Below are 22,667 nucleotides of genomic sequence, written 5' to 3'. Positions count from 1 at the left end.
TGTTGCAACCGTACCACGGCGCGGGAGGGGTGTTTCGCAGCTGGTCAGCCGCCGTTCTCGTCCCCGTTCTTGTCGCTGTTCTTGTCTCCGCTCTTGTCGCCCTTCTTGTCCGCCGCGGCCTGCGCGTCCTCGGCTCGCTGGAGGGCTTCCTCAAGCTTCTCCTGGGCTTCGCCGTACGCCTTCCAGTCGCCGTCCTTCAGGGCCGTCTGCCCGTCCTCGAACGCCGTCTGGGCGTCGTCGAGGGCAGCCTGCACCGTCGGGTCGTCGGTCTTGGGCGGATCGGTCGGCTCGTCCGTGTCGCCGTCGTCGGCCGGTGGCTTGGTGGTGCCCTCGGCGCCGAAGACCTGGTTGAGGCCGTCGCTCAGGGAGTCCGCGAAGGCGGTCTCGGTGCCGTACGACACCGCGACCTTCTTCAGGAGCGGATACGCCGATTTACGTCCCTGCACGTACACGGGCTCTACGTAGAGGAACCCGTCGTCCAGTGGCACGGTCAGCAGGTTTCCGTAGAGGACGTCGGAGTCGGCGCCCTTCATGTCCCGGACGAAGTTGCCGACCTCCGTCATCGAGTTCAGCTTGTTCTGGACCTGTTCCGGGCCGTCCACGTCGCCCGTGACTCTCAGCAGCTTCATCGTGCCGAAGTTCTTGCTTCTGGCGTCGGCGTCGACCGTCATGAAGGCCCGCAGGTTGGGCCGCCCACTGGGGGTGAACGTCGTCGTCAGCGAGAACTGCTGCTGCGTCTGGCCCGGCGTCTTCATGGACAAGTAGTACGGCGGAACCGCGCTGTTGTCCTTCTTCGTCGGGTCGTTCGGCACCTGCCACGCGTCACTCGCGTTGTAGAACTGGCCGGGGTCCGTGACGTGGTAGAGCGTCAGGAGCTCGCGCTGCACCTTGAACATGTCCTGCGGGTAGCGCAGGTGGTCCATCAGGGCCTTGGGGATGTCGCCCTTGTCCTTGACGGTGTCCGGGAACGCCTTCTTCCAGGTCTTGAGGACCGGGTCCTTGTCGTCCCAGGTGTAGAGCTTGACCTCACCCGTGTACGCGTCGACGGTCGCCTTCACCGAGTTGCGGATGTAGTTGACCCGGTTCTGCTGGGCCACCACAGCGCGGGCGTCGTCCGACTCGGAGAGCGAGTCGGCCGTCGTGTCGCCGAGCGTGGTCCGCGAGGCGTACGGATAGCCGTTGCTCGTCGTGTAGGCGTCGACGACCCACTGGATGCGGCCGTCGACCACCGTCGGATACGTGTCGCCGTCGATGGTCAGCCAGGGAGCCACCGACTCGACGCGCTCCTTGGGCGTGCGGTTGTAGAGAATCCGCGAGCCCTCGCCGATCGCGCCCGAGTACAGCATCTGCGGCTCGCCGAAGGACACGGCGTACGCGGCGCGGTTGATCGGGTTGGAGAGGTTGACCCCGCTGTCGCCCTTGTAGCTGTAGGTCTTCTGACCCCCGCCGTCCTCCTCGTAGTCGAGCTCCTTCTGGGGCCCGCCCACGATCGAGTACTGGGTGGTCTTCTCGCCGTAGTAGATCCGCTGCTCGTACGGGCCGAGGTTGCCCGTGGTGGGCAGGCCGGACTCCGTGAAGTCCGGGGCGCCCTTGGAGCCCTTCTTCGTCTCCGTGCCCTTGGCCGTGACCATGCCGTAGCCGTGGGTGTAGGCGAAGTGGTCGTTGATCCAGTTGCGCTTGTCCAGCTTGTCGAGGCTGAGCTCACGCAGACCGACGATGGTGTCCTGGCCGTTGTAGCGGTCCACGTCCAGGGTCGTCGGGAAGCGGTAGTACTCGCGCTCCTGCTCCAGCTGCTGGAACGTCGGCGAGACGATGTTCGGGTCGTTCAGCCGGTAGTTGGCGGCCGAGTCCGCGTCGTCGCGCTTCTTCTTGGGGTCCTCGTCGGCCTTGCCCGCGCCCTTGTAGTCCTCGGGCTTCACACCGCTGATGCCGTACGCGTTGCGCGTGGCCTCGATGTTCTTCTCGATGTACGGCGCTTCCTTGGCCTGCTCGTTCGGCTGGACCTGGAACTTCTGCACGATGGCCGGGTACAGACCGCCGATGAGGATGGCGGAGAGAACCATCAGGCCGAAGCCGATGACCGGCAGCTGCCAGGTGCGGCGCCACAGCGTCCCGAAGAAGAGCAGCGCGCAGATGACGGCGATGCAGAACAGGATGGTCTTCGCCGGCAGGTACGCGTTCGCGTCCACGTAGCGAAGGCCCGTCCAGTCGCCCGTCGCCTTGAAGTCACTGGACTTCACCGCGAGGCCGTACCGGTCGAGCCAGTACGCCACGGCCTTGAGCGTCACGAAGACGCCGAGCAGCACCGACAGGTGCCCCGTGGACGCCGCCGTGGCGCGCGCGCCGGGGCTGGTGATCCGCAGGCCGCCGTACAGGTAATGCGTGAGGGCCGCCGCGATCAGGGAGAGCACGGTGGCCGCGAAGCCGAAGCCGAGCAGGAATCGGTACCAGGGAAGGTCGAACGCGAAGAACGACACGTCCAGGTGGAACTGCGGGTCCTTCTGTCCGAAGGAGACGCCGTTCACCCACAGCAGCCATGTGCGCCACTGGCCCGCGGCCGACGCGCCCGCGATCAGGCCGACGAGCGTGGCGATGCCGAGCAGCAGCCACTTCTTGTACGGCGCGATGCTCATGCGGTACCGGTCGAGGCTCTGCTGCTCCATCGACATGGCGCTCAGCGGCGGGCGCAGCCGGTGCGCCAGCCAGATGTTCAGTCCGACCGCGGCCGCCATCAGGAGGCCGAAGACGAAGAACAAGCCGATCTTGGTCCACAGGGTCGTCGTGAAGACCGACGAATAGTTGACCGAGCGGTACCAGAGCCAGTCCGTCCAGAACCCCGCGAACATGACGAACACCATGGCGAGAACAGCCAGGATGCCCAGTGTCATGAGCAGGGTCCGGACGCGACGGGACGGTCGGCCCACTCTGATCCGTGGCCCCGTCGGGCCTCCGCCGCGGTCCGGCATCTGGAAAGCCAAGGTGCGCACCTCGAAGTTCGATGTTGATTCTGTTGATCCGTCAGGGTCCTGTGATCGTGGACCCACACCTATGCAACTTACCTACGCTTTACTCGGTTCCCGTTTCTCGGGACTAACGAGGCAGGATTGTGACCATGTCCAACACTCCCATGGCAGCGAGCCCCCTCACCCGTGCCGTGCTCGAGATCGATGAGTACGCGTCCGGCCTCGGCTGGGACCAGCCCGCACGCCTCTTCGCGCTCGTCGACACGGCGCGGCTTCGCACCCAAGAACCCGGCCTCGCCACTCAGCTCGGCCTCGACAACTCCCCCGAGGAGACCGCCCTCACACCCATCGAGCAGGAGGAGATCCCCGCGGGCAAGCCGCTGGACGAGTTCCTCGGCACCATCGCCTGGCCGGACGCCGTGGTGGGCTGCGCCCTCACGGTGGAGCGCCTGATGCTGCCGCCGTCCGCGGAGACCTCCGTCCCGGAGGGCCTCGGCGAGGCTCAGCTCGCGAAGTGGGTGGCCGAGCACCCCGACCGCCAGGAGGTGCGCATGACGGTCGCGGTGCTCCGTGACGGTGCGCGTGAGTCGGCCCTGCGGCTGCGCGAGAAGGACTCGCCCACCGAGGTCCTCACGGGGTCCGACCTGGTTCCGGGGCTCGCGGAGGCGCTGGCGGCCACGTTCGCCGACTGACACCACGCTGCTGTAGTAACAGCTGTTCTCGTACGCGGGTGGGGTGCGTCCCCGCCCGCGTACGTCCGTCTTCAGGCGCCCTGTGCCGCTACTTCTTCACCGTGCACCGCGGCAGGTCGGCGGTGTCGCCCTTGCGGATGTCGTTGAGGGAGTCGACCGCGTCGTCGATGGTGTTCACCTCGACCAGCGTGAGGCCGTCCGGGACGTCCTTGGCGGCCGTGGCGCAGTTGTCCTTCGGCGTCAGGAAGTACTCGGCGCCCTTGGCGCGCGCGCCGACCGTCTTCATGCCGATGCCGCCGATCGGGCCGACCTTGCCCTTGTCGTCGATCGTGCCGGTGCCTGCCACGAAGTTGCCGCCGGTGAGGTCGTTCGGGGTCAGCTTGTCGACGATGCCGAGCGCGAACATCAGTCCGGCGCTGGGGCCGCCGACGTCGGCGAGCTTGATGTCGATGGTGAACGGGAACGTGTGGTCGGTGCCCGCCCGGATGCCGACGATCGCGCGGCCGTCCTCGGCCTTCTCCGTGGTGATCTTGACGTCGTCCGTCCGGGTCGGCTCCTTGCCCGCCTTCTCGGCGGCGGCCGCCTCCTTGACGGGGACGACGCTGAAGACGACGTCCTGGCCCGGCTTGTGCTTGGTGACCAGCTCGGCGACGTCCGTCATCTCCTTCACGGGCGTGCCGTCGACCTTCTTGATGACGTCTCCCGCGTGGAGCGTGCCCTCCGCGGGGCTGTCCTTGAAGACGGTGGAGACGACGACCTGGGACTTCACCGGGATGTCCAGTTCCCGCAACGCCGCGACCTTGGCGCTCTCCTGGGACTGGCTGAACTCCTCGGCGTTCTCCTGGGTCGACTGCTGCTCGGTCTTGCCGTCCGGGTAGAGGGTGTCGTGCGGCACCACGATGTTGTCGTGGGCCAGCCAGCCGTACACGGCCTCCGCGATGTTCATGTTGTAGTCGGCGCTGGTGACCCGGACCGTCGTCATGTTCAGGTGACCGGTCGTCGGGTACGTCTTGCGCCCGGAGATCTGCAGCACCGGCTCGCCGCCGTGGTCGCCGAGGGTGTTCACCGTGGGCCCCGGGGACATCTCCGAGTACGGGACTTTGATGAGCACTCCGGCGCAGAGCAGCGCGATCAGCATGAGGGTGGAGGCGAGCATCGTCGCGGTGCGGCGTGGCATGGAACGACAGTACGGGACCTGCCTGTCAGTGCACCGCTGGGGCCAGTCCGTACGGGGGCTCACGGAGCGCGGGGTGCCTCACGTGCCGGAGTGGGACTTCTCCATGGCCTCGCGGAAGGCCGCGTAGCCGTTGAGCTCGGTGTGGTCCCCGCTCTTGCCGGACTTGCGGTTGCGCGCCGCCAAGGCGGCCCACAGCCCCGCACCGACAGCTGCCGCAAAAGGAATCAGCAACCAGGCAAGTGATGCCATGTCGACCTCCCGACCCCATGAGCGACAACAACTGACTGATCAGCAGATTAACCATCCGCTGCGTCAACGCTCACGCCAGGGGTCGGGTTACGCAACCGGAGGCTCTTGGGGCCAACTGGCCCCAAGAGGCGGCAGGAGGTCAGCAGGCGCCGACCCACTCCTCCTTGCCGTCGGCGAACCGCTGGTGCTTCCAGATCGGCACCTCGTGCTTGAGGTCGTCGATCAGCTGGCGGCAGGCGTCGAAGGCCTCTGCGCGGTGCGGGCAGGAGACGGCCACGACGACCGCGAGGTCACCCACCGCCAGGTCGCCGACGCGGTGGACGGCGGCCAGGGCACGCACCGGATACGCGGCGACGACCTTCTCGGCCACTCGGCGCATCTCGGCCTCGGCCGTCGGGTGCGTCGAATAGCCGAGCTCGTCGACGTCCACACCGCCGTCGTGATTGCGCACGGTCCCCACGAAGAGCGCCGTGCCGCCCGCGGCGTCGTCCCCGACGGCCCGGAAGACCTCGTCCAGGGAGAGCGGTGCGTCACGGATCGCGAGGAGCCGGATGGGGTCCTGCGCGGCCTGCTCGCCGGGGTGGTCGTTCGTGGTGCGTGCCATGCGGCCATGGTGCCGCACGGCACGGACATCACGGAATAGCGCTTTCGCCCGGCACGCGCGCGTGCCGGGTTGGAGATCCCTACAGGGGCCGTCGGGTCTCAGATCCGGCGCCGCGCCTTCCGCGCGCGCCGCACCACCGCCGCCGCGCCCAGCAGCGCGACCGTCGCACCGGCGGCACCCGCGGCCGTCGCGTCCTTGCGCCCGAGCCTGCGGCCCGCCACGGTCCTGCGCCCGGCGACCTCCTCGAGGAGCTCCGCGAGGACCTCCTCGTTGGTCCACTGCGGCCGCCAGCCCGCGTCGTGCAGCCGGCTGACGCTGACCACCCACGGGTACATCGTGTACGCGAGGTCACCGGCCGGAGACGGAGTGAGACCGATCCGGTGCAGTCGGGCCGCCGCGCCGAGGGCCACCGTGGAGGGCAGCTCCATGCGCCGGATCTCGCTGAGCTCCTCGACCTCTTCCTGCTCAAGCCATCCGTCGCAGCCGACGGCGAGCTCGCCGTCGACCTTCTCCAGGACGGCGTACTCGAGGGCGCTGCACAGGTCCTCGACGTGGCAGAACTGCCAGGCCGGGCGCGAGCCCGCCACCACGAGCAGCCGGGGCGACTCGAAGTAGCGCGTGAGCGCGGTGTCGGTGCCGCCCACCAGGATCGCGGGCCGCACCACGGTGACGTTCAGGCCCGGGTGCGCGCGGGGCGCGCGCCGGGCAAGACGCTCGACCTCCAGGAGGTCACCGACGCCGGTGGCCTCCGCGGTGGCGCGCAGTTCGGAGTCTTCGGAGAGGGGCAGTTCGTTGTCGGCCAGCGCTCCGTAGACCATCGCCGACGTGCAGAGCACGACGCGGTGGACACCGGCCGCCGCTGCGGCCGTCAGCACGGTCTGCGTGCCGCGCACGTTGTACGCCGTACGGGCCGCGGCGTCGGTCTCCAGGTCGAGATCGAGCGCGAGGTGGACCACGACGTCCGCGCCCCGCAGCTTCTCGGCGATGGCCGGGTCCCTGACGTCCAGGATGTGCCACTGGGCCTGGGCGCACTCGCCCCGCCGCTCGTCGATGGCAACGACCTGCTTGATCTCCTCGGACGCGGCAAGGCGCTCGGTCAGCAGCGCGCCCACGCCGGACGCGGCGCCTGTGACGGCGACCACGGGCCCGCGGACGGGGGCCGGAGTAGAAAGGTTTCGCGCTGCGCGAACCTGTGGATCTGGGGAACTCACCGGGCGTCTCCAGCGGTTGTCTTCAGTAGATACGCGAATGACGCGTACGTACCAGGTGGCATCCATCCTGCCGCAGGCCATGAGTCGGCGAAGCACTGAGGCCCGATCCGGTCACGGTGTCTACGCTGGGTGGTGTTGTAGGGCAGCCGCCGCCGGAACCGTACCGGCGGCCTGACGAGCCGAGGAATCCCGTGAGTGACACCCCATTCGGATTCGGCCTTCCGCCGGAGGAGCCGGAAGACGGCGACGAGGGCAAGAAGAAGGAATCCCCCGGACAGGGACAGAGCGGGGGACAGGGAGCCGGTGGCCCTGGGAACCCATTCGGCTTCGGCGGCCTGCCCGGCGCGGGCGGTCCCGGCGGTGACAATCCGTTCGCCGCGATGTTCGGTTCGATGAATCCGAACGACCTGGGCGCCGCCTTCCAGCAGCTCGGCCAGATGCTCTCGTACGAGGGCGGCCCGGTGAACTGGGACATGGCCAAGGACATCGCGCGCCAGACCGTCTCCCAGGGGACGCCTGACGGCACCAAGGACGCCAGCGTCGGTCCCACCGAGCGCGGCGCGGTCGAGGAGGCCATCCGCCTCGCCGACCTGTGGCTCGACGACGCGACGTCGCTGCCGTCCGGCTCGACCCTCGCCGTGGCCTGGAGCCGCGCCGAATGGGTCGAGGCGACCCTCCCGGTGTGGAAGGAGCTGGTCGACCCGGTCGCCGAGCGCGTCGGCCTCGCCATGGGCGACGTGCTGCCCGAGGAGATGCAGGCCATGGCCGGCCCGCTCATCGGGATGATGCGCTCCATGGGCGGCGCCATGTTCGGCCAGCAGATCGGCCAGGCCGTGGGCGTGCTCGCGGGCGAGGTCGTCGGCTCCACCGACATCGGCCTGCCCCTCGGCCCGGCCGGCAAGGCCGCCCTGCTCCCGGTGAACGTCGAGGCCTTCGGCAAGGACCTGGGCATCGCCCAGGAGGAGGTCCGGCTCTACCTGGCGCTGCGCGAGGCCGCCCACCAGCGGCTCTTCGCCCACGTGCCGTGGCTGCGCTCGCACCTGTTCGGCGCGGTCGAGGGATACGCCCGCGGCATCAAGGTCGACACGGCCAAGCTGGAGGACGTGGTCGGCCAGCTCGACCCGCAGAACCCCGAGCAGCTCCAGGAGGCACTCCAGCAGGGCATGTTCCAGCCGGAGGACACTCCCGCGCAGAAGGCCGCCCTGGCCCGCCTGGAGACGGCTCTCGCGCTCGTCGAGGGCTGGGTGGACGCGGTCGTGCACGCGGCGGCCAAGCCCCGCCTGTCGTCCGCCGACGCCCTCCGCGAGACGCTGCGCCGCCGCCGTGCGACGGGCGGCCCCGCCGAGCAGACCTTCGCCACCCTCATCGGCCTGGAGCTGCGCCCGCGCAGGCTGCGGGACGCCTCGCGCCTGTGGGCCTCGCTCACGGACGCGCGCGGTGTGGACGGCCGTGACGGCCTGTGGGCACACCCGGACATGCTGCCGACGGCGTCGGACCTGGACGACCCGGACGGCTTCGTGCACCACGAGCCGGTGGACTTCTCCGAGCTGGACAAGATGCTCGGCGAGGCCGCGGGCGGCTCCGCCAAGCCGGACCTCAAGAAGGACACCGAGGACGACGGCGACGACAAGGGCGACAGCAAGGGCGACAGCGACAAGTGAGTCTTCACGACGACGCGGTCCTCGTGCTCAAGAGCTACGAGGACCAGGGAGAGCTGCGCCAGTACTACCTGGACCATCTCTGCGCCCACCCCGAGAACGGCATGTGGAAGTCCTGCACGGACGGCCATGTGACGGCCAGCGCGCTGGTCGTCGACCCCACCCGCGGGCGGGCCTTGCTGACGCTGCACAAGAAGCTGCAGATGTGGCTGCAGATGGGCGGTCACTGCGAGCCGGGCGACCCGACGCTGGCCACCGCCGCGCTGCGCGAGGCGACGGAGGAGTCCGGCATCCCCGGCCTCACGCTGCTGCCCGGCGGTCCGGTGCGGCTGGACCGGCATCCGATCCCCGGGCCGTGCACGCAGCACCTGGACGTGCAGTACGCGGCCCTGGCCCCGCAGGACGCCGTCGAGGCGATCAGCGACGAGTCGCTGGACCTGCGCTGGTTCGCGTACGACGAGGTGGCGGGGGTGGCCGACGAGTCGGTCGTACGCCTGCTGGAAGCAACGAGGGCACGGCTGTAGGCCGCGCCCCGTAAGGGGCGCGGGGAGCTGCGCGACCGGCCACAACCGGCCCGCGGTTCCCCACGCTCCTGACTCTGCTTTCGCCCCCCACGCAGGGGCTAGCTCCAGACGTTGCCCTGGTTCTGCCCCCGGGCGCCCTGCTGGCCCATGCCGTACTGAGCCCTGGCGCCCTGCCCGACGACGGCGTTCTGCGGCGGCAGCATCTCGCTCGGCTGGACGAGGGCGTAGCCCTGGCCCATGAAGCTGAGCTCCCAGCCCTCACCGGTGTTGCCGCGGCGCCGCCACACGCCCGATGAGTGCGTCTGGGCCTGCATCTGCACCCGCAGGCCGTTGGACCAGGCGACGATCGCGTCGGCGTCGGCGTTCACGTACTGGTCCGGCGTGACCTGAAGCATCAGCGGCTGGCCCGAGGTCATCAGGGCGACCTTGCCGCGGCCCGTGATGTTGAGCTGGTACTTGCCCGACCCGGAGATGCCGTACTGGCTGTCGACGGCGATGACCTGGTGGGTCAGCGACGAGTCGAGCGCGAGGACATAGCTGCTGTCCACGGTCAGACCGTCCTGGTCCACATCCACTACGTGGATGTACTGGGCGAGGTTGGCGAGATAGAGCGTGCCCTGGCCGTGGCAGCGCATCAGGTCGAGGCCTTCGCCGGTGTGCGCGCGGGCCCGCTGGTTGCCCTGGCTCTGGTACTCGGCGTCGAACTCGATCAGACCCTGGTAGGCGACCATTGCGCCCTTGCGGGCCAGGATGTCGTCGTGGCCGGCGAGGGCGACCCGCAGCAGCTGCGGGTTCTGGACGGTGTAGCGCTCCTGAGTCTGCTGCTCGGTGTGCGCGAAAAGTGGGCTCTGCATGATGTCCTGCTCCCCCTCAGCCCCGGGCTCGGAGACGGTCGGTGCTGTCCTCGCTGGGCTGTACGACGACGATGCCCTCTCCGGAGAAGCCCATCTGGTAGGCCTCACCGCTGCCGCGCCCGATGAGCGAACCGGCCTTGAAGCTGCGCTTGCCCTTCACCTTGAGGTTCGGGGACCAGGCGATCAGGGCGTCGGGGTCGACGTACGTCTCGTCGTCGCCACGGCCGCAGTCGACGACGATCGGAGTGCCGCGGGAGGTCAGGGCCACCCAGCCCTGCCCGGAGATCTTGACGTTCCACAGGCCCTGTCCGGCGAACTTGGCCATGCCCTTGACCCGCTCGACGCCCCACTGGAGGGACGTGTCGAAGGCGAGGAGGTTCGTGCCGTTCACCGAGAGCGAGTCGCCCGCCAGGTTGATGACGACGACGTCGGCTCCGTAGTCGGCGAGATAGAGCAGGCCGTCTCCGGAGCACTTCATCAGAGGTGCGCCCTCGCCGGTCATCCACTCCCGCGCGATCTGACGCACGGCGGGCGGATTGGGCTCGTACTGCACGAACCCTTCGTAGGCGACCATGGAGCCCACGCGCGCGAGGAGGTCGTTCCCGCTCTGCATGGCCACCTTGAGCATGTGGCTGCCGTGGTTCTCCATGCGGGCCGAGACCTGTGCCGGGGCGAAGCCCGAGAGTTGCTGATTCATGACGGGCTCCCTCAGACCTCGAACGGCTGGACGATGATGAAGTTGCCGGGCGCGCCCCGGAACTGGAGGTTCACGCTCTCCCCCGTGGCGCCCGCGTAGGCGTTGCTGCGCAGCCGCACCTGGCTGGAGACGATGGCCTGGGCCGCCGCCGACCAGGCGACGACGGCGTGGCAGTCGGCGAACGTGGTCGGCGTGACGGGCAGGACGACGGGCACGCCGTGCGTCTTGACGACGACCGTGCCGGTGCCCTGGAACTGCATCACGAACAGCGCGCCGCCGGGGATGCCGTGGCCCTCGATCCTGCGCACCTCGTGCTGGAGCGACTCGTCGAACGCGAGGACGTTCTCCGCGGAGACACAGATCGCGTCCCCTTGGAGCTCGATGGGGTGCAGATGCGTGGCCTCCTCGGCGAGGAAGACCTGGCCCCGGCCGGAGCAGCGCATCAGCTGCATCTCCTGGCCGGTCGAGTTGCCCACGACGCGGCCCGCGAAGCCCGCGCCCTTGTAGCTGAACTCGACCTTGCCCTGGTAGAGCACCATGCTGCCCTGCCGGGCGAGCACGGCCTGGTCGCTGACGCCGAGGTCGACGCGGACCAGCTTCTCGTTCTGCTGCGTCCAGCGCTGCCCGGTGGGGGCCTCGCGGTAGGCCGCGAGCGCGGCGGAGACACCGCCTCCCTGCGCGGCACCCTGGGGTACGCCGGCTCCGTACGGGGACGGGGCGGCGGGCTGACCGGGGAACTGGCCGGGGGGCTGCTGGCCGTAGCCGGGCGGCATCGGGGCGCTGGGCTGCTGGCCGTAACCGGGCGGCGGGGGCGCCGACTGGCCGGGGACCTGGCCGAACTGCGGCTGCTGCGGCGGCTGGCCGGGCTGTCCGTACGGCGCGGGGGCCGGCGGGGGCGGCACCGTGCCGCCCTGCGGCTGGTGCATCGGCGCCACGATGGTCTGCGCGGCGTGCACCGACGGGTCGACGGGGGCCGGGGCGGGCGGCGGAGTGGCACCCTGCGGCGGTGCGAAGTTCTGGGCCGGGGCGGGAGCCGGGGCGGGCGCGGGGGCCGGTGCCGGGGTCTGCGCGGGGGCCGCCGGTGCCGCGGGAGCGCCGAACGCGGGCGGCGCTGCGGCCTGGCCGGGCGGCGCGAAGGACGGGGCGCCGGTGGCCTGCGGTGGCTGCGGCGCGGGCTCCTCCTCGGCGACCTCGCCGCCGAAGTTCTTCAGGAGCGCGTCGAGGCCGCCGTCGAAGCCCTGACCGATCGCGGCGAACCGCCAGACGTCCTTCAGATAGAAGTCGCCCAGCATCACGGCACGTTCCGTGGAGAACTCGGCGCCGTTGAAGGAGTAGCGGGCCACTTCCTCGCCGCCCGCGACGATCCGGATGTAGCCGGGGGCGACCTGCGACATCTGTCCGGCGCCGTCGATCGTCGCGGTGAACGACAGCTTCTTGATCTGCGGCGGGATGCGGTCGAGCGTGACCCGGAAGGACTCCGTGTCGCCGGCCTGCGCGCCGAGGAGCTGGATGGATTCCTCGGGCGACTTCGGCTGGTTGAAGAAGATGAAGTAACTGTCGTCCGAGAGGCGCTCGTCCGCGTCAAGGCCGAAGCAGCTGATGTCGAAGCTCAGTCCGGGGGCGGAGATCTGCACGCCTACGTACAGATCGGTGCCCGCGGTGAGGTCACTGATCTTGGCCTTGTGGCCGCGTTGGAATTCCCTGGCCATACGTAACGACCGTCCCCCATCCCGAATGTAAATGCGTCGCGTCAGGCTAACCGGAAAGTCCGACAACGAACCAAGCCGGTACAGACCCGGTACACAACCTCACGGAGCACGGGAAGTTCACTCGTCGCGGGCAGCGGGCAGATGGGGCAGCCGGTCGGCCGCGACCACACCTTCGAGGTACCCACGGGCCCGCTCCGTCCGGGGATACGCCTCGAGGAGCTGCCAGAAGTTGGGCCCGTGCCCGGGGACCAGGAGATGCGCGAGCTCGTGGACGAGGACGTAGTCGACGACGTACTCGGGCATGCCCTGCAACCGGTGCGAAAGACGGATGCTGCCCTCCGACGGGGTGCACGAGCCCCATCGGGTGTTCTGGTTCGTGACCCAGCGAACGGACGTGGGCCTGGCCCGGGCGTCGAAGTACTGCTCGGAAAGACGCTCGGCGCGCTCGGCGAGCTCCGCGTCGCCCAGGACCCGCTTGCTCTCCTGGGCCGCGAGCTTGTCGAGCATGACGTTGACCCAGCGCTGTTCCTCGGCCTCGGACATGCGGGCGGGGATGAGCACGACGGTGCGATCGCCCTCTCGGTACGCGGAGACCGTTCTGCGACGGCGGGCGCTCCGTCTGACCTCGACCGCGCTCGCCCCCGAGCCGGGTGACGGCGGGCTGGTCGTGCTGCGCTGTGGGTTTCCGGCGCGGTGCAGTGGGTCGGCGGGCACGCCCCGACGTTACCCGCTGGGCGTGGGGGAAGTCCCGCCTCCGGGACGGTTCGGCGGGGTATCGCTCCCCGTGCGATCGATTAGTACGACGAATACCCCCTGCCTGTGGACAACGCTCCGCGGGTGTCGGGAAAGGCGGGCATTCTGGCTGTCGACCGGCGATGCGGACGGGGATCGACAGCGCCGGATGACCACGGGGGACGACCATGCATCCGATCTTGAAACCGGCGTTGCGGCGCGGTTGGCGCGATCTGAACACGATCCAGTTCGGCGTGGCGCCCGCCCACGCCCTGGTGCTCGGGCCGGTGGACACGGCGACAAGCAGCTTTCTCCAGCTCCTGGACGGGACACGCGGGCTGCCGCTCCTGCGCGACGAGGGCAGGCGGATGGGTCTGCCCGACGGTCACGTGGACCAGCTCGTGCGGCGGCTGTCCAGAGCGGGGCTCCTCGACGACGCGACGGGCGGCGGTTCGGCGGCCGACGCACTGCGCAAGCGAAGCCAGGCCATGGACCGGCTGCGTCCGGATCTGGCCTCCCTCTCGGTCGTGACGCCCGAGCCGGGTGACGGGATGCGCAAGCTGGCGGCGCGTCGCGCGATGCGGGTACAGGTGCGGGGCGCGGGCCGGGTGGGCGCGGTGGTGGCCTCGGTGCTGTCCGGGGCGGGCGTGGGGCAGGTCGACGTGATGGAGGGCGGGGTCGTCGAGCCCTGGGACGTGGCACCGGGCGGGCTGCCCGCCGACGCGGTCGGCGCCCGCAGGGACGCGGCGGCGCGACGGGTCGTGCGGCAGTCGGCTCCGGACCGACCGCCCCGCCGGGGCCGGAGGGGGGCGGGAACAGCAGGGGCATCAGGGACAGAGGAGGCAGCAGGGTCAGCGGAGACAGCGGGAGAAGGGGAGCCGGGTCTCTCCCTCGTGATCATCGCGCCGCGGGACGGCCTCGACGCCCATTCACCCGACCCGCTCGCCGCCGAGCCGCTCGTCTCGGCGGGGACACCTCATCTCTACGCGGGTGTGATCGAGGGAACCGGGGTGGTGGGGCCGCTCGTCTTGCCGGGGGCGACAGCCTGCGCGGGCTGTCTGGCGCTGGACCGCGCGGACCGGGATCCGACCTGGCCGCGCATGCTGGCACAGTGGCGTTCGGGACGCGCGCGCCATGTCACCGCGTGTGATCTGGCACTGTCGACCACGGTCGCCGGCCTCACCGCGGCGCATGCCCTGGCCTTTCTGGACGGGGCCGCACCGGCGAGCGCGGGGGTCCGCTGGGAGGCGTCCGTGCCCGGATTCGACTGGCATGCACGACCGGTGCCACCGCATCTCACGTGCCCGTGCGGGGCGGGAGTGGTGGATAAGGGGGAACACCCCGCCGGGGACAGGAAGCAGCACGACACAATGGCCGGGTAACCGCCTGACAAGGCGTGGCTGTCTGGGACTTGGAGGGGCGCATGTCTGATCTTCCCCGGAAGGCGGTAACCCGTACCGCCAAACTGGCCGCGCTGCCACTCGGCTTCGCCGGGCGGGCGACCTGGGGGCTCGGCAAGCGGATCGGGGGCAAGTCCGCGGAGATCGTCGGCCGTGAGCTGCAACAGCGCACGGCGGAGCAGCTGTTCAAGGTGCTCGGCGAGCTCAAGGGCGGGGCCATGAAGTTCGGCCAGGCCCTGTCGGTCTTCGAGTCGGCGCTGCCCGAGGAGGTCGCGGGGCCGTATCGCGCCGCGCTGACGAAGCTGCAGGAAGCGGCGCCGCCGATGCCGACGCGCACCGTGCACGCCGTGCTCGCTGAGCGGCTCGGAGAGGACTGGCGCGGGCTGTTCCTGGAGTTCGACGACAAGCCGGCCGCCGCCGCGTCGATCGGCCAGGTCCACCGGGCGCTGTGGGCGGACGGGCGCGAGGTCGCCGTGAAGGTGCAGTATCCGGGGGCCGGTGAGGCGCTGCTCTCCGATCTGAACCAACTCAGCAGGTTCGCCCGGCTCCTGGGACCGCTGATTCCGGGGATGGACATCAAGCCGCTCATCGCGGAGCTGCGCGACCGGGTCTCCGAGGAGCTCGACTACAGCCTGGAGGCCCAGGCCCAGCACGCGCACGCCGAGGAGTTCGCGGACGACCCCGATGTCGTGGTGCCCGATGTGGTGCACCAGTGCGAGCAGGTCCTGGTGACCGAGTGGATCGAGGGGGTGCCCCTGTCGGACGTGATCGCGGACGGCACGCAGGAGCAGCGGGACCGGGCGGGACAGCTCCTTGCCCGTTTCCTCTTCTCGGGCCCGGCGCGCACCGGCCTGCTGCACGCCGATCCGCATCCGGGCAACTTCCGGCTGCTGCCCGACGAGAAGGACGGCTGGCGGCTCGGGGTCCTGGACTTCGGCACGGTGGACCGGTTGCCCGGCGGGCTGCCGCCGACCATCGGCCGCTCCCTGCGGATGACGCTCGACGGCGAGGCCGACGCGGTCTACGCGATGTTGCGCGAGGAGGACTTCGTCCAGGAGTCCGTCGAGCTCGAACCGGACGCGGTCCTCGACTATCTGCTGCCGATCATCGAACCGATGCTGGTGGAGGAGTTCACCTTCACCCGCGGCTGGATGCGCGGCCAGGCGGCACGGGTGGCCGATCCACGCTCCCCCGCCTACCAGTTGGGCAAGCGGCTGAACCTCCCGCCGTCGTATCTGCTGATCCACCGTGTGACGTTGAGCACGATCGGGGTGCTCTGTCAGCTCGGGGCGACGGTGCGGATGCGGGACGAGCTCGAGGAGTGGCTGCCGGGCTTCCTGGAGGAGGAGCCGGACGAGCTGGAGGAGCAGGAGGCGGAAGATCCGGCGGCCGGAGCCTGACCGGGCCTGACGCCGTGGTCCGCCCTCACCACCACGGAGAGTCGAGCCGTCCTTCGATGGCCCTGAGGTTCTCGCGGGCGCAGGAGTCGCAGAAGTAGCGGCGGACGCCGTTCTCCACCGAGCAGGTCCAGGTGAGCGGTGCTCCTTCGGCGACCGTGCCGCAGCGGGAACACACAAGATTCTCGGCGCCCGCGGGCTGAGGAGTCTGCTGGTCCACCCGGCGACCATATCGCCGCTCCGAGAGGTTCGCCCGGCACAACGCACCGCGGGGGCCGGTCCGTTCGGACCGGCCCCCGCGGGCTGGGTGGTGTTGCTCAGTCAGCGCGTCGGCTCGTCGCGTCGGCCGTCACTGCATGACGGCGATGGCGAGCGCGCGCCGGGCGCGCAGCGACGCGCGCTCGGCGCGGCGCTGCATCCGGCGGGCCGCCATCAGACGGGCGGCCGGGCGTTCGGCCTCGGCCTCACGCATGCGTTCGTGCATATGTGCACGAGCCAGGGCTTCTGGGATGAGTTGCATCTCGCGGGTCCTGTTCTGGCGCGAGTCGTTCGCACCGGTGGTGGTGAAGTCTGGGGTGGCGGAGCCTGCGGGCTCAGCGGTGGCTGCCTTCATCGGGGCCTGCTTCTTGGGGTCGTGCGTCAGGGGGCGATCGATCGTTCCGGTGGCGTTCATGCGGCGACAACCGGGTTCTTGCGCGGACGGCCACGCGGCCGCTTGCGGGCAACGACGACACCCTGGACGAAGAGCTCTCCGCCCCAGACGCCCCACGGCTCACGCCGCTCCTTGGCGCCGGCCAGGCAGGCCTCCATCAGCGGGCAGGTACGGCAGAGGGACTTGGCGTACTCGACGTCCGCGGGCGACTCGGCGAAGAAGACCTCGGGGTCGTAGGCACGGCAGGGAACGGGTACGCCGAGGTTCTCGATGGCGTCGTCGAGCGCGGTGAGCGCGGTCAGGGGAGTCAAGGTCGGGTCCTCCGTGGGAACGGGCGGGGGGAGAGTCGCTGAAGGCGGTACGGACGGGGCGTGCGCTTCGAGTTGCACGGTGGTGTTTTCCTCGTCTGGTCGTGCCGGCCTGGGTCGGCCGGTTGGCGGCTGGTACCGGGTCTTGCTCGGCCCCTTCGCTCCGTCATCCCGTTTTGGGGAAAACAGAAGGGCCGCGGATCCCGGGTGGGGTTCCGCGGCCCTGAAGGCGCCGGTCTGATCGACGATCAGACTGGATCACTCCAGGGTTCGAGCCCACGGAAGGCCCACATCGTGTGGTGCTGCGTCGTCTGCTTCTTGGATCCGGCACCGGCTGCGGCAAAGGCATAGGCCTGTGCCTGGGTCACTACTGCTTCCGGTGCCTTGGTCGCTCGCTCGCTGCCTTCATTGACCTCACGCATCGGAAGAACGTTGAGAACGCGCGGGAGGGCGATGGGCAGGACGGAGGACTCCGGACGGTTGGCGGCGGCAGCGATGCCACCGGACAGACCGGTGCCCAGGTTCGAGAAGCCGAGCAGGCAGGAAGCGACGACCGAGCGATCGGTCATTTTCACGGTGCTGATGAAGCTCTCGTTGCTGCTGATCACTGGAATCGCCTCCTCTCGGCGTCTATGGGATCGGCCGGAACCGATCCTGCGGGCTATTAAGTACAGCACGGGGCGAGGGCTTCGGAGAAGCCGCCGTTCCCGTGCTTAAGAACCTATGGGTCTTCCTTGCGCATGCGCAAACTATTTTTTCGACGAGTTTGAATCAGTTGCCATCGGCGCCCCTTACAGGCTCTCCACCTGCACAAATGGCGAGGACATCAGATCCGAAGCGGTTGAGCTTGCGCACGCCGACGCCGGGGATCCGGGCCAGCTCGCCCTCTTCGTCGGGCGCGGCCTCCGCGATGGCGATCAAGGTCTTGTCCGTGAACACGCAGTACGCGGGCTGGCCGAGCAGCTCCGCCTGGCCCGAACGCCACTCCCGCAAGCGTTCGTAGAGTCCCTCGTCCATGTCGGACGGGCAGTCCTCGCACCGCATCAGCTTCATCTCGCCCGCGTCGGTCAGGGTCCGCCCGCAGACCCGGCACCTGGCCGGTGACCTGCTGGTCCGCCGGCGGCTCTTGGCGACGCCGCTCTCCTCGCCGCCGGTGCCGCGCTCGATGCCGCCGGGTCCGCCGCCCGCGGCGCGCGCTCCGGCGCCCGCTCCCGAGCCCGGACGCAGCCCGTCAAGGAAACGGCTGGGGCGGCGGCCCGCGCGGCCGCCCGGTGAGCGGGACAGCGCCCAGGAGAGGGAGAGGTGGACGCGGGCCCGGGTCACGCCCACGTACAGGAGGCGGCGCTCCTCCTCGACCTGCTCGTCGGTCTTGGCGTACGTGATCGGCATCATGCCCTCGGCGAGGCCGACCAGGAAGACGGCGTCCCACTCCAGGCCCTTGGCGGCGTGCAGCGAGGCGAGGGTGACGCCCTGGACGGTCGGCGCGTGCTGGGCGCTCGCGCGCTCGTCCAGCTCCCCCACGAGGTCGGAGAGCGTCGCGTCGGCCTTGGCCGACGCGAAGTCCTCGGCGAGGCGCACCAGGGCCGCCAGGGACTCCCAGCGGTCGCGGGCCGCGCCGGAGCCTGCCGGGGGCTGTGTCGTCCAGCCCTTCGTGGAGAGGACGGCCCGCACCTGCGAGGGCAGGTCGATGACGTCGTCGAGCAGCGAGTCGTTGCCCCCGAAGCGGGCCGCGCCGCGCAGGGCCGCGCCCGCCTCCCGGACCTCGGTGCGCTCGAAGAAGCGCTCGGCGCCGCGCAGCTGGTAGGGCACACCGGCGTCGGCGAGTGCCTGTTCGTAGATTTCGGACTGGGAGTTCGTGCGGAAGAGGACCGCGATCTCGCTCGCCGGGACGCCGTCGGCGATGAGGGACCGGATGCGGCGGGCGGCGCCTTCGGCCTCGGCGGGCTCGTCCGCGTACTCCACGTAGACCGGTTCGGCTCCGGCGTCGCGTTGGGAGATCAGTTCGAGGCGGTGGTCGGCGGCGCGGCCACGGGCCTGGGAGAGCAGGCCATTGGCGAGGTGGACGACCTGGGGCGTGGAGCGGTAGTCCCGGACGAGCTTGACGACCGTCGCTCCGGGGTGGCGGGTGCGGAAGTTCAGCAGGTGGTCGGGGGTCGCGCCGGTGAAGGAGTAGATCGTCTGGCTGGCGTCACCGACGACGCAGAGGTTGTCCCGGTCGCCGAGCCACAGCTCAAGAAGGCGCTGCTGGAGCGGGCTGACGTCCTGATATTCGTCGACCACGAAGTGTTGGTACTGGGCGCGGACCTGGTCGGCGATGTCGTGGCGGTCCTGGAGGATGCCGACGGCCAGGAGCAGGACGTCCTCGAAGTCGATGACGGAGCGGTCGCGCTTGAGGTCTTCGTACGCTCCGTAGATCTGGGCGATCTCCGCCGCGTCCCGGGGGATGAGGCGGCCCGACTTCGCGGCGGCGGCCGCATAGTCCGAGGGGACGGTCTGGGTGACCTTGGACCACTCGATCTCGCTCGTCACGTCGCGCAGTTCATTGCGGTCCAGGCGGATGCGGGAGGCGGCCGCCGCGTCCGCGACGATCTTGATCTTCCGGTCGACGATCCGGGGCAGCGAGCCTCCGACCGCTTTCGGCCAGAAGAACTGGAGCTGGCGCAGGGCGGCGGAGTGGAACGTGCGGGCCTGGACCCCGGAGGCGCCGAGCTGGCGCAGCCGGCCGCGCATCTCGCCCGCCGCGCGGTTGGTGAACGTGACGGCGAGCACGCTGGCCGGCTGGAGGATTCCGGCACGCACGCCATAGGCGATCCGGTGCGTGATCGCCCGTGTCTTGCCCGTCCCGGCACCTGCCAGGACGCACACCGGCCCGTGCAGGGCGGTGGCCACCTCGCGCTGCTCGGGGTCGAGCCCGGCGAGCACCGCGTCGGCAGAGTCCGGGACCTGCGGGAAGAGGGTGGAGTGCGTTGCTGCTGTCACCCCGCCATGCTGCCAGGTCGCCGGAGGCCCGTGAGCCCGGTTGTCCACAGGGAGGCCACTGCGGTCGTACTAATGCGGGAATGGTGGCCGGGTCACGTACGTTCAGGTCATTGCGATGACGCACCCCGAGCAACAAAGGAGCGCGAGACACATGCCGGGCACTGTGACGATGTACAGCACCACGTGGTGCGGCTACTGCCGCCGGCTCAAGGGCCAGATGGACCGCGAGGGCATCACGTACAACGAGATCAACATTGAGCACGACCCGGACTCCGCGGCCTTCGTCGAGAAGGCGAACGGCGGAAACCAGACGGTTCCCACCGTTCTCTTCCCGGACGGCTCGACCCTGACGAACCCGTCGCTCGCCCAGGTGAAGCAGAAACTGGCCGCCTGAGCGACCGGGGCCCGCCCACGGGACGGGCCCTAGCCGACGGTGCCCGGCTTCGGCAGGGGCTTTCCGTACCAGAGCTCGATCAGTCGGGCCGCAATCGAGATCCCGTAGGGAGGCAGGACCTCCCCGGACTCGAATGCGGCCCGCAGGTCTTCCCGGGAGAACCAGCGCGCCTCGGAGATCTCCTCGCCGTCCACGTTGATCTCCGACGAGGTGGCGTTGGCCATGAAGCCCAGCATCAGGCTGGAGGGGAACGGCCAGGGCTGGCTCGCGACGTACTCGACGTCGCCGATCATGACACCGGCCTCCTCCCAGACCTCGCGCCGCACCGACGTCTCGATGGACTCGCCCGGCTCCACGAAGCCCGCCAGCGTCGAGAAGCGGCCCTCGGGCCAGTGCACCTGGCGGCCCAGGAGCGCGCGGTCCTGGTCGTCCGTCACCAGCATGATCACCGCAGGGTCCGTACGCGGGTAGTGCTCGGCGCCGCATGCCTGGCAGCGGCGGATGTGGCCGGCCGCCGCGATGACGGTGCGGTCGCCGCAGCGCGAGCAGAAGCGGTGCAGGCGCTGCCAGTTCTCCAGGGCGACGGCGTGCACCATCAGGCCCGCGTCACGGGGCGACAGGAGGAGTCCGGCCTCGCGCAGGCCCGCGGGGCGCGCCTGCTGGTCCATGCGGCCGGGCAGGGAGTCCTTCTGCAGCGCGAAGTAGCTGACGCCGTCCTCGTCCGTGCCCAGGAAGTAGCGGTGGGCCTCGGTGAGGGGCGCCTCGAAGGACGGCGTCATCACCAGTTCGGTGCTGCCGTCCGGTGTCTCGTCGATGAGCACCTGACCGCCGGAGACCACGAAGACCCGTGTCGTGGGGTGGCTCCAGGCGGCGGCGAGCCAGGCCTCGTCGAGGCGGTGGTGGGCTGCGCGATCGATGCCGCTCGGCGCGGTGAGCGAGACGGGACGGTCAGCGGTGCGTTCGGTCCAGGTGGTCACAGGTGCTTCCAACTCCCCCGATGGAATGGGTGGTGCGGCAAGGTCGACAAGGCGGGACTCAGTGTGCATCGCGCCAGTGCTCGGCGAGATCGCCCCACAGGTAGGCCGTCGTCTCGACTCCCTTGAGGAGCAGATCGAGTTCGACCTTCTCGTTCGGTGCGTGCCAGCCGTCGGACGGCACGGAGATGCCCAGGAAGAGCACGGGGGCGGTCAGGACGTCCTGGAGATCGGCCGCCGGTCCCGAACCGCCCTCCCGGGTGAAGCGGATCGGCTGCTCGAAGGCCTGCCCCATCGCCCGTACGACGGACTGCAGCGCGGGGTGGTCGAGCGGCGTCAGGCACGGGCGCGTGGCGGCGCCGAAGGTGATCGTGTGGCTGATTCCGTCCGGCAGCCGGTCGGCGACCCAGGTGCGGACGGCTTCTTCGACGCGGTCCGGGTCCTGTCCCGCGACGAGCCGGAAGGAGAGCTTCAGGAAGGCGGACGACGGGACGATGGTCTTGCCGCCCGGTCCTTGGTAGCCGCCGCCGATGCCGTTCACCTCGGCGGTGGGGCGGGCCCAGATGCGCTCCAGGGTGGTGTGGCCCGCTTCTCCGTGGGTCGCGTGCGACTTGGCCGTGCGCAGCCAGCGCTCCTCGTCGAAGGGCAGCTCGGCGAAGAGTTCGCGCTCGCGGTCGGTGAGTTCGGTGATGCCTTCGTAGAAGCCGGGGACGGCCACGCGCGCGTGCTCGTCGTGCAGCGCGGCGACCAGGCGCGCGGCGGCGGTCGCCGGGTTCGGGACGGCGCCGCCGAAGGAGCCCGAGTGGATGTCCTGGTCGGGGCCGCGCAGCTCGATCTCGCAGTCGGCGAGGCCGCGCATGCCGGTGCAGACCGTGGGGGTGTCCTCGGCCCACATGCCGGTGTCCGAGACGATCACCGCGTCGGCCGCGATGCGCTCCTTGTGCTCTTCGATCAGCGCGCGGAAGTGCGGGGAGCCCGACTCCTCCTCGCCCTCGACCAGGAGCTTCAGGTTCACCGCGGGGGCGGTGCGGCCGGTGGCGGCGAGGTGGGCGCGGACGCCGAGTGTGTGGAAGAACACCTGGCCCTTGTCGTCGGCGGCACCGCGCGCGTAGAGGCGGTTGCCCTGGACGACGGGCTCGAAGGGGTCCGTGTGCCAGCCGTCCTCGCGGGCCGCGGGCTGCACGTCGTGGTGGCCGTAGACCAGGACCGTGGGGGCCTCGGGGTCCCCGGAGGGCCACTCGGCGAAGACGGCGGGCGCTCCCGCCGTCTCCCAGACCTCGACGGTCGGGAAGCCGGTCTCCTTGAGCTGGGCCGCGAGCCACTCCGCGCTGCGCCGCACGTCGTCCGCGTGGTCGGGCTGTGCCGACACGGACGGGATGCGCAGCCACTCGGCGAGATCGTCGAGGAAGGCGGCACGGTGGGTCTGGATGTACGTACGAACGGCGCTGACGCCACTGACGTCACTGTCAACGGACTGGCTCATGGTCACGAGC

General features: G+C 70.1%; 21 protein-coding genes and 1 pseudogene. 6 read left to right on the top strand and 16 right to left on the bottom strand.

The window, feature by feature from the left end:
- Positions 1-44: 44 nt before the first annotated feature.
- Positions 45-2,966: a UPF0182 family protein gene (locus tag ACIGXX_RS26015; RefSeq protein WP_351164019.1), complete on the bottom strand. Its 2,922-nt coding sequence runs from the start codon at positions 2,964-2,966 to the stop codon at positions 45-47.
- Between the two features lie 146 nt (positions 2,967-3,112).
- On the opposite strand from ACIGXX_RS26015, the gene ACIGXX_RS26010 reads away from it, so the two are divergent.
- A complete protein-coding gene (locus ACIGXX_RS26010) occupies positions 3,113-3,655 on the top strand; it encodes a PPA1309 family protein (RefSeq protein ID WP_351163619.1) in 543 nt (180 codons plus the stop codon).
- Between the two features lie 88 nt (positions 3,656-3,743).
- Here ACIGXX_RS26010 and ACIGXX_RS26005 read toward each other — a convergent pair whose 3' ends face one another.
- From ACIGXX_RS26005 to ACIGXX_RS25990, 4 genes are all read right to left on the bottom strand, one after another.
- On the bottom strand, positions 3,744-4,832 hold the full coding sequence (locus tag ACIGXX_RS26005) for a PDZ domain-containing protein (protein ID WP_351163617.1): 1,089 nt from the start codon (positions 4,830-4,832) through the stop codon (positions 3,744-3,746).
- A gap of 78 nt (positions 4,833-4,910) precedes the next feature.
- Complete coding sequence (locus tag ACIGXX_RS26000) at positions 4,911-5,081, bottom strand: hypothetical protein (RefSeq protein WP_351163615.1); 171 nt, start codon at positions 5,079-5,081, stop codon at positions 4,911-4,913.
- 139 nt (positions 5,082-5,220) lie between these two features.
- On the bottom strand, positions 5,221-5,685 hold the full coding sequence (locus tag ACIGXX_RS25995) for a molybdenum cofactor biosynthesis protein MoaE (protein WP_351163613.1): 465 nt from the start codon (positions 5,683-5,685) through the stop codon (positions 5,221-5,223).
- 98 nt (positions 5,686-5,783) lie between these two features.
- Positions 5,784-6,896, bottom strand: a complete 1,113-nt coding sequence (locus tag ACIGXX_RS25990; RefSeq protein WP_351163610.1) for an NAD-dependent epimerase/dehydratase family protein — start codon at positions 6,894-6,896, stop codon at positions 5,784-5,786.
- A gap of 191 nt (positions 6,897-7,087) precedes the next feature.
- Between ACIGXX_RS25990 and ACIGXX_RS25985 the strand changes: the two genes are divergently transcribed.
- Together ACIGXX_RS25985 and ACIGXX_RS25980 are read left to right on the top strand one after the other, a co-directional pair.
- Positions 7,088-8,557 (top strand): zinc-dependent metalloprotease, encoded by a 1,470-nt coding sequence (locus ACIGXX_RS25985; RefSeq protein WP_361464363.1) that lies wholly within the window; start codon positions 7,088-7,090, stop codon positions 8,555-8,557.
- Positions 8,554-9,078: an NUDIX hydrolase gene (locus ACIGXX_RS25980; RefSeq protein WP_361464364.1), complete on the top strand. Its 525-nt coding sequence runs from the start codon at positions 8,554-8,556 to the stop codon at positions 9,076-9,078. Before ACIGXX_RS25985 ends, ACIGXX_RS25980 begins: the two co-directional genes overlap by 4 nt.
- 98 nt (positions 9,079-9,176) lie before the next feature.
- Here the strand turns inward: ACIGXX_RS25980 and ACIGXX_RS25975 are convergent, their stop codons facing one another.
- From ACIGXX_RS25975 to ACIGXX_RS25960, 4 genes are all read right to left on the bottom strand, one after another.
- A complete protein-coding gene (locus ACIGXX_RS25975) occupies positions 9,177-9,932 on the bottom strand; it encodes an AIM24 family protein (protein WP_351163603.1) in 756 nt (251 codons plus the stop codon).
- A 16-nt stretch (positions 9,933-9,948) separates the two neighbouring features.
- The gene (locus ACIGXX_RS25970; protein WP_351163600.1) at positions 9,949-10,629 is read right to left on the bottom strand and encodes an AIM24 family protein; all 681 of its coding nucleotides are present in this window, start codon (positions 10,627-10,629) and stop codon (positions 9,949-9,951) included.
- An 11-nt stretch (positions 10,630-10,640) separates the two neighbouring features.
- A complete protein-coding gene (locus ACIGXX_RS25965) occupies positions 10,641-12,338 on the bottom strand; it encodes a TerD family protein (protein WP_361464367.1) in 1,698 nt (565 codons plus the stop codon).
- A gap of 117 nt (positions 12,339-12,455) precedes the next feature.
- Positions 12,456-13,052 carry a M48 family metallopeptidase gene (locus tag ACIGXX_RS25960; protein ID WP_351163596.1) on the bottom strand — a complete coding sequence of 199 codons (597 nt, stop codon included), beginning with the start codon at positions 13,050-13,052 and terminating at the stop codon, positions 12,456-12,458.
- A gap of 206 nt (positions 13,053-13,258) precedes the next feature.
- Between ACIGXX_RS25960 and ACIGXX_RS25955 the strand changes: the two genes are divergently transcribed.
- Together ACIGXX_RS25955 and ACIGXX_RS25950 are read left to right on the top strand one after the other, a co-directional pair.
- A complete protein-coding gene (locus tag ACIGXX_RS25955) occupies positions 13,259-14,452 on the top strand; it encodes a ThiF family adenylyltransferase (protein WP_351163594.1) in 1,194 nt (397 codons plus the stop codon).
- Positions 14,453-14,493: 41 nt separating this feature from the next.
- Positions 14,494-15,870 carry an ABC1 kinase family protein gene (locus ACIGXX_RS25950; RefSeq protein ID WP_399979188.1) on the top strand — a complete coding sequence of 459 codons (1,377 nt, stop codon included), beginning with the start codon at positions 14,494-14,496 and terminating at the stop codon, positions 15,868-15,870.
- 25 nt (positions 15,871-15,895) lie between these two features.
- On the opposite strand, the gene ACIGXX_RS25945 is transcribed toward ACIGXX_RS25950, so the two are convergent.
- The 5 genes and pseudogenes from ACIGXX_RS25945 to ACIGXX_RS25925 form a co-directional block, all read right to left on the bottom strand.
- Complete coding sequence (locus tag ACIGXX_RS25945; RefSeq protein ID WP_361464372.1) at positions 15,896-16,087, bottom strand: hypothetical protein; 192 nt, start codon at positions 16,085-16,087, stop codon at positions 15,896-15,898.
- Between the two features lie 129 nt (positions 16,088-16,216).
- A complete protein-coding gene (locus tag ACIGXX_RS25940; protein ID WP_351163588.1) occupies positions 16,217-16,540 on the bottom strand; it encodes a hypothetical protein in 324 nt (107 codons plus the stop codon).
- Positions 16,537-16,908 carry a WhiB family transcriptional regulator gene (locus tag ACIGXX_RS25935; RefSeq protein ID WP_351163586.1) on the bottom strand — a complete coding sequence of 124 codons (372 nt, stop codon included), beginning with the start codon at positions 16,906-16,908 and terminating at the stop codon, positions 16,537-16,539. Before ACIGXX_RS25935 ends, ACIGXX_RS25940 begins: the two co-directional genes overlap by 4 nt.
- 167 nt (positions 16,909-17,075) lie before the next feature.
- A complete protein-coding gene (locus tag ACIGXX_RS25930; RefSeq protein ID WP_351163583.1) occupies positions 17,076-17,435 on the bottom strand; it encodes a hypothetical protein in 360 nt (119 codons plus the stop codon).
- 163 nt (positions 17,436-17,598) lie between these two features.
- Positions 17,599-19,912, bottom strand: a pseudogene (locus tag ACIGXX_RS25925) (ATP-dependent DNA helicase UvrD2).
- 45 nt (positions 19,913-19,957) lie between these two features.
- Between ACIGXX_RS25925 and ACIGXX_RS25920 the strand changes: the two are divergent.
- Positions 19,958-20,200 (top strand): mycoredoxin, encoded by a 243-nt coding sequence (locus tag ACIGXX_RS25920; RefSeq protein ID WP_160507106.1) that lies wholly within the window; start codon positions 19,958-19,960, stop codon positions 20,198-20,200.
- Positions 20,201-20,229: 29 nt separating this feature from the next.
- On the opposite strand, the gene nudC is transcribed toward ACIGXX_RS25920, so the two are convergent.
- Together nudC and ACIGXX_RS25910 are read right to left on the bottom strand one after the other, a co-directional pair.
- A complete protein-coding gene (nudC, locus tag ACIGXX_RS25915) occupies positions 20,230-21,177 on the bottom strand; it encodes an NAD(+) diphosphatase (RefSeq protein WP_351163577.1) in 948 nt (315 codons plus the stop codon).
- A 58-nt stretch (positions 21,178-21,235) separates the two neighbouring features.
- Positions 21,236-22,657: a dipeptidase gene (locus tag ACIGXX_RS25910; protein ID WP_361464377.1), complete on the bottom strand. Its 1,422-nt coding sequence runs from the start codon at positions 22,655-22,657 to the stop codon at positions 21,236-21,238.
- Between the last annotated feature and the right edge of the window lie 10 nt (positions 22,658-22,667).

Source organism: Streptomyces sp. NPDC055243, from assembly GCF_044544025.1.
In the GTDB taxonomy this organism is placed as follows: Bacteria; Actinomycetota; Actinomycetes; order Streptomycetales; family Streptomycetaceae; genus Streptomyces.
Note: the sequence above shows the minus strand (reverse complement) of the source record. Positions and strands in the feature narration are given on the sequence as shown.

What these genes read in the sequence shown, in the direction of transcription:
- ACIGXX_RS26015 (WP_351164019.1), bottom strand. Translation starts at nt 2,966, where the DNA reads ATGCCGGACCGCGGCGGAGGCCCGACGGGGCCACGGATCAGAGTGGGC.
- ACIGXX_RS26010 (WP_351163619.1), top strand. Translation starts at nt 3,113, where the DNA reads ATGTCCAACACTCCCATGGCAGCGAGCCCCCTCACCCGTGCCGTGCTC.
- ACIGXX_RS26005 (WP_351163617.1), bottom strand. Translation starts at nt 4,832, where the DNA reads ATGCCACGCCGCACCGCGACGATGCTCGCCTCCACCCTCATGCTGATC.
- ACIGXX_RS26000 (WP_351163615.1), bottom strand. Translation starts at nt 5,081, where the DNA reads ATGGCATCACTTGCCTGGTTGCTGATTCCTTTTGCGGCAGCTGTCGGT.
- ACIGXX_RS25995 (WP_351163613.1), bottom strand. Translation starts at nt 5,685, where the DNA reads ATGGCACGCACCACGAACGACCACCCCGGCGAGCAGGCCGCGCAGGAC.
- ACIGXX_RS25975 (WP_351163603.1), bottom strand. Translation starts at nt 9,932, where the DNA reads ATGCAGAGCCCACTTTTCGCGCACACCGAGCAGCAGACTCAGGAGCGC.
- ACIGXX_RS25970 (WP_351163600.1), bottom strand. Translation starts at nt 10,629, where the DNA reads ATGAATCAGCAACTCTCGGGCTTCGCCCCGGCACAGGTCTCGGCCCGC.
- ACIGXX_RS25965 (WP_361464367.1), bottom strand. Translation starts at nt 12,338, where the DNA reads ATGGCCAGGGAATTCCAACGCGGCCACAAGGCCAAGATCAGTGACCTC.
- ACIGXX_RS25955 (WP_351163594.1), top strand. Translation starts at nt 13,259, where the DNA reads ATGCATCCGATCTTGAAACCGGCGTTGCGGCGCGGTTGGCGCGATCTG.
- ACIGXX_RS25950 (WP_399979188.1), top strand. Translation starts at nt 14,494, where the DNA reads ATGTCTGATCTTCCCCGGAAGGCGGTAACCCGTACCGCCAAACTGGCC.
- ACIGXX_RS25940 (WP_351163588.1), bottom strand. Translation starts at nt 16,540, where the DNA reads ATGAACGCCACCGGAACGATCGATCGCCCCCTGACGCACGACCCCAAG.
- ACIGXX_RS25920 (WP_160507106.1), top strand. Translation starts at nt 19,958, where the DNA reads ATGCCGGGCACTGTGACGATGTACAGCACCACGTGGTGCGGCTACTGC.
- ACIGXX_RS25910 (WP_361464377.1), bottom strand. Translation starts at nt 22,657, where the DNA reads ATGAGCCAGTCCGTTGACAGTGACGTCAGTGGCGTCAGCGCCGTTCGT.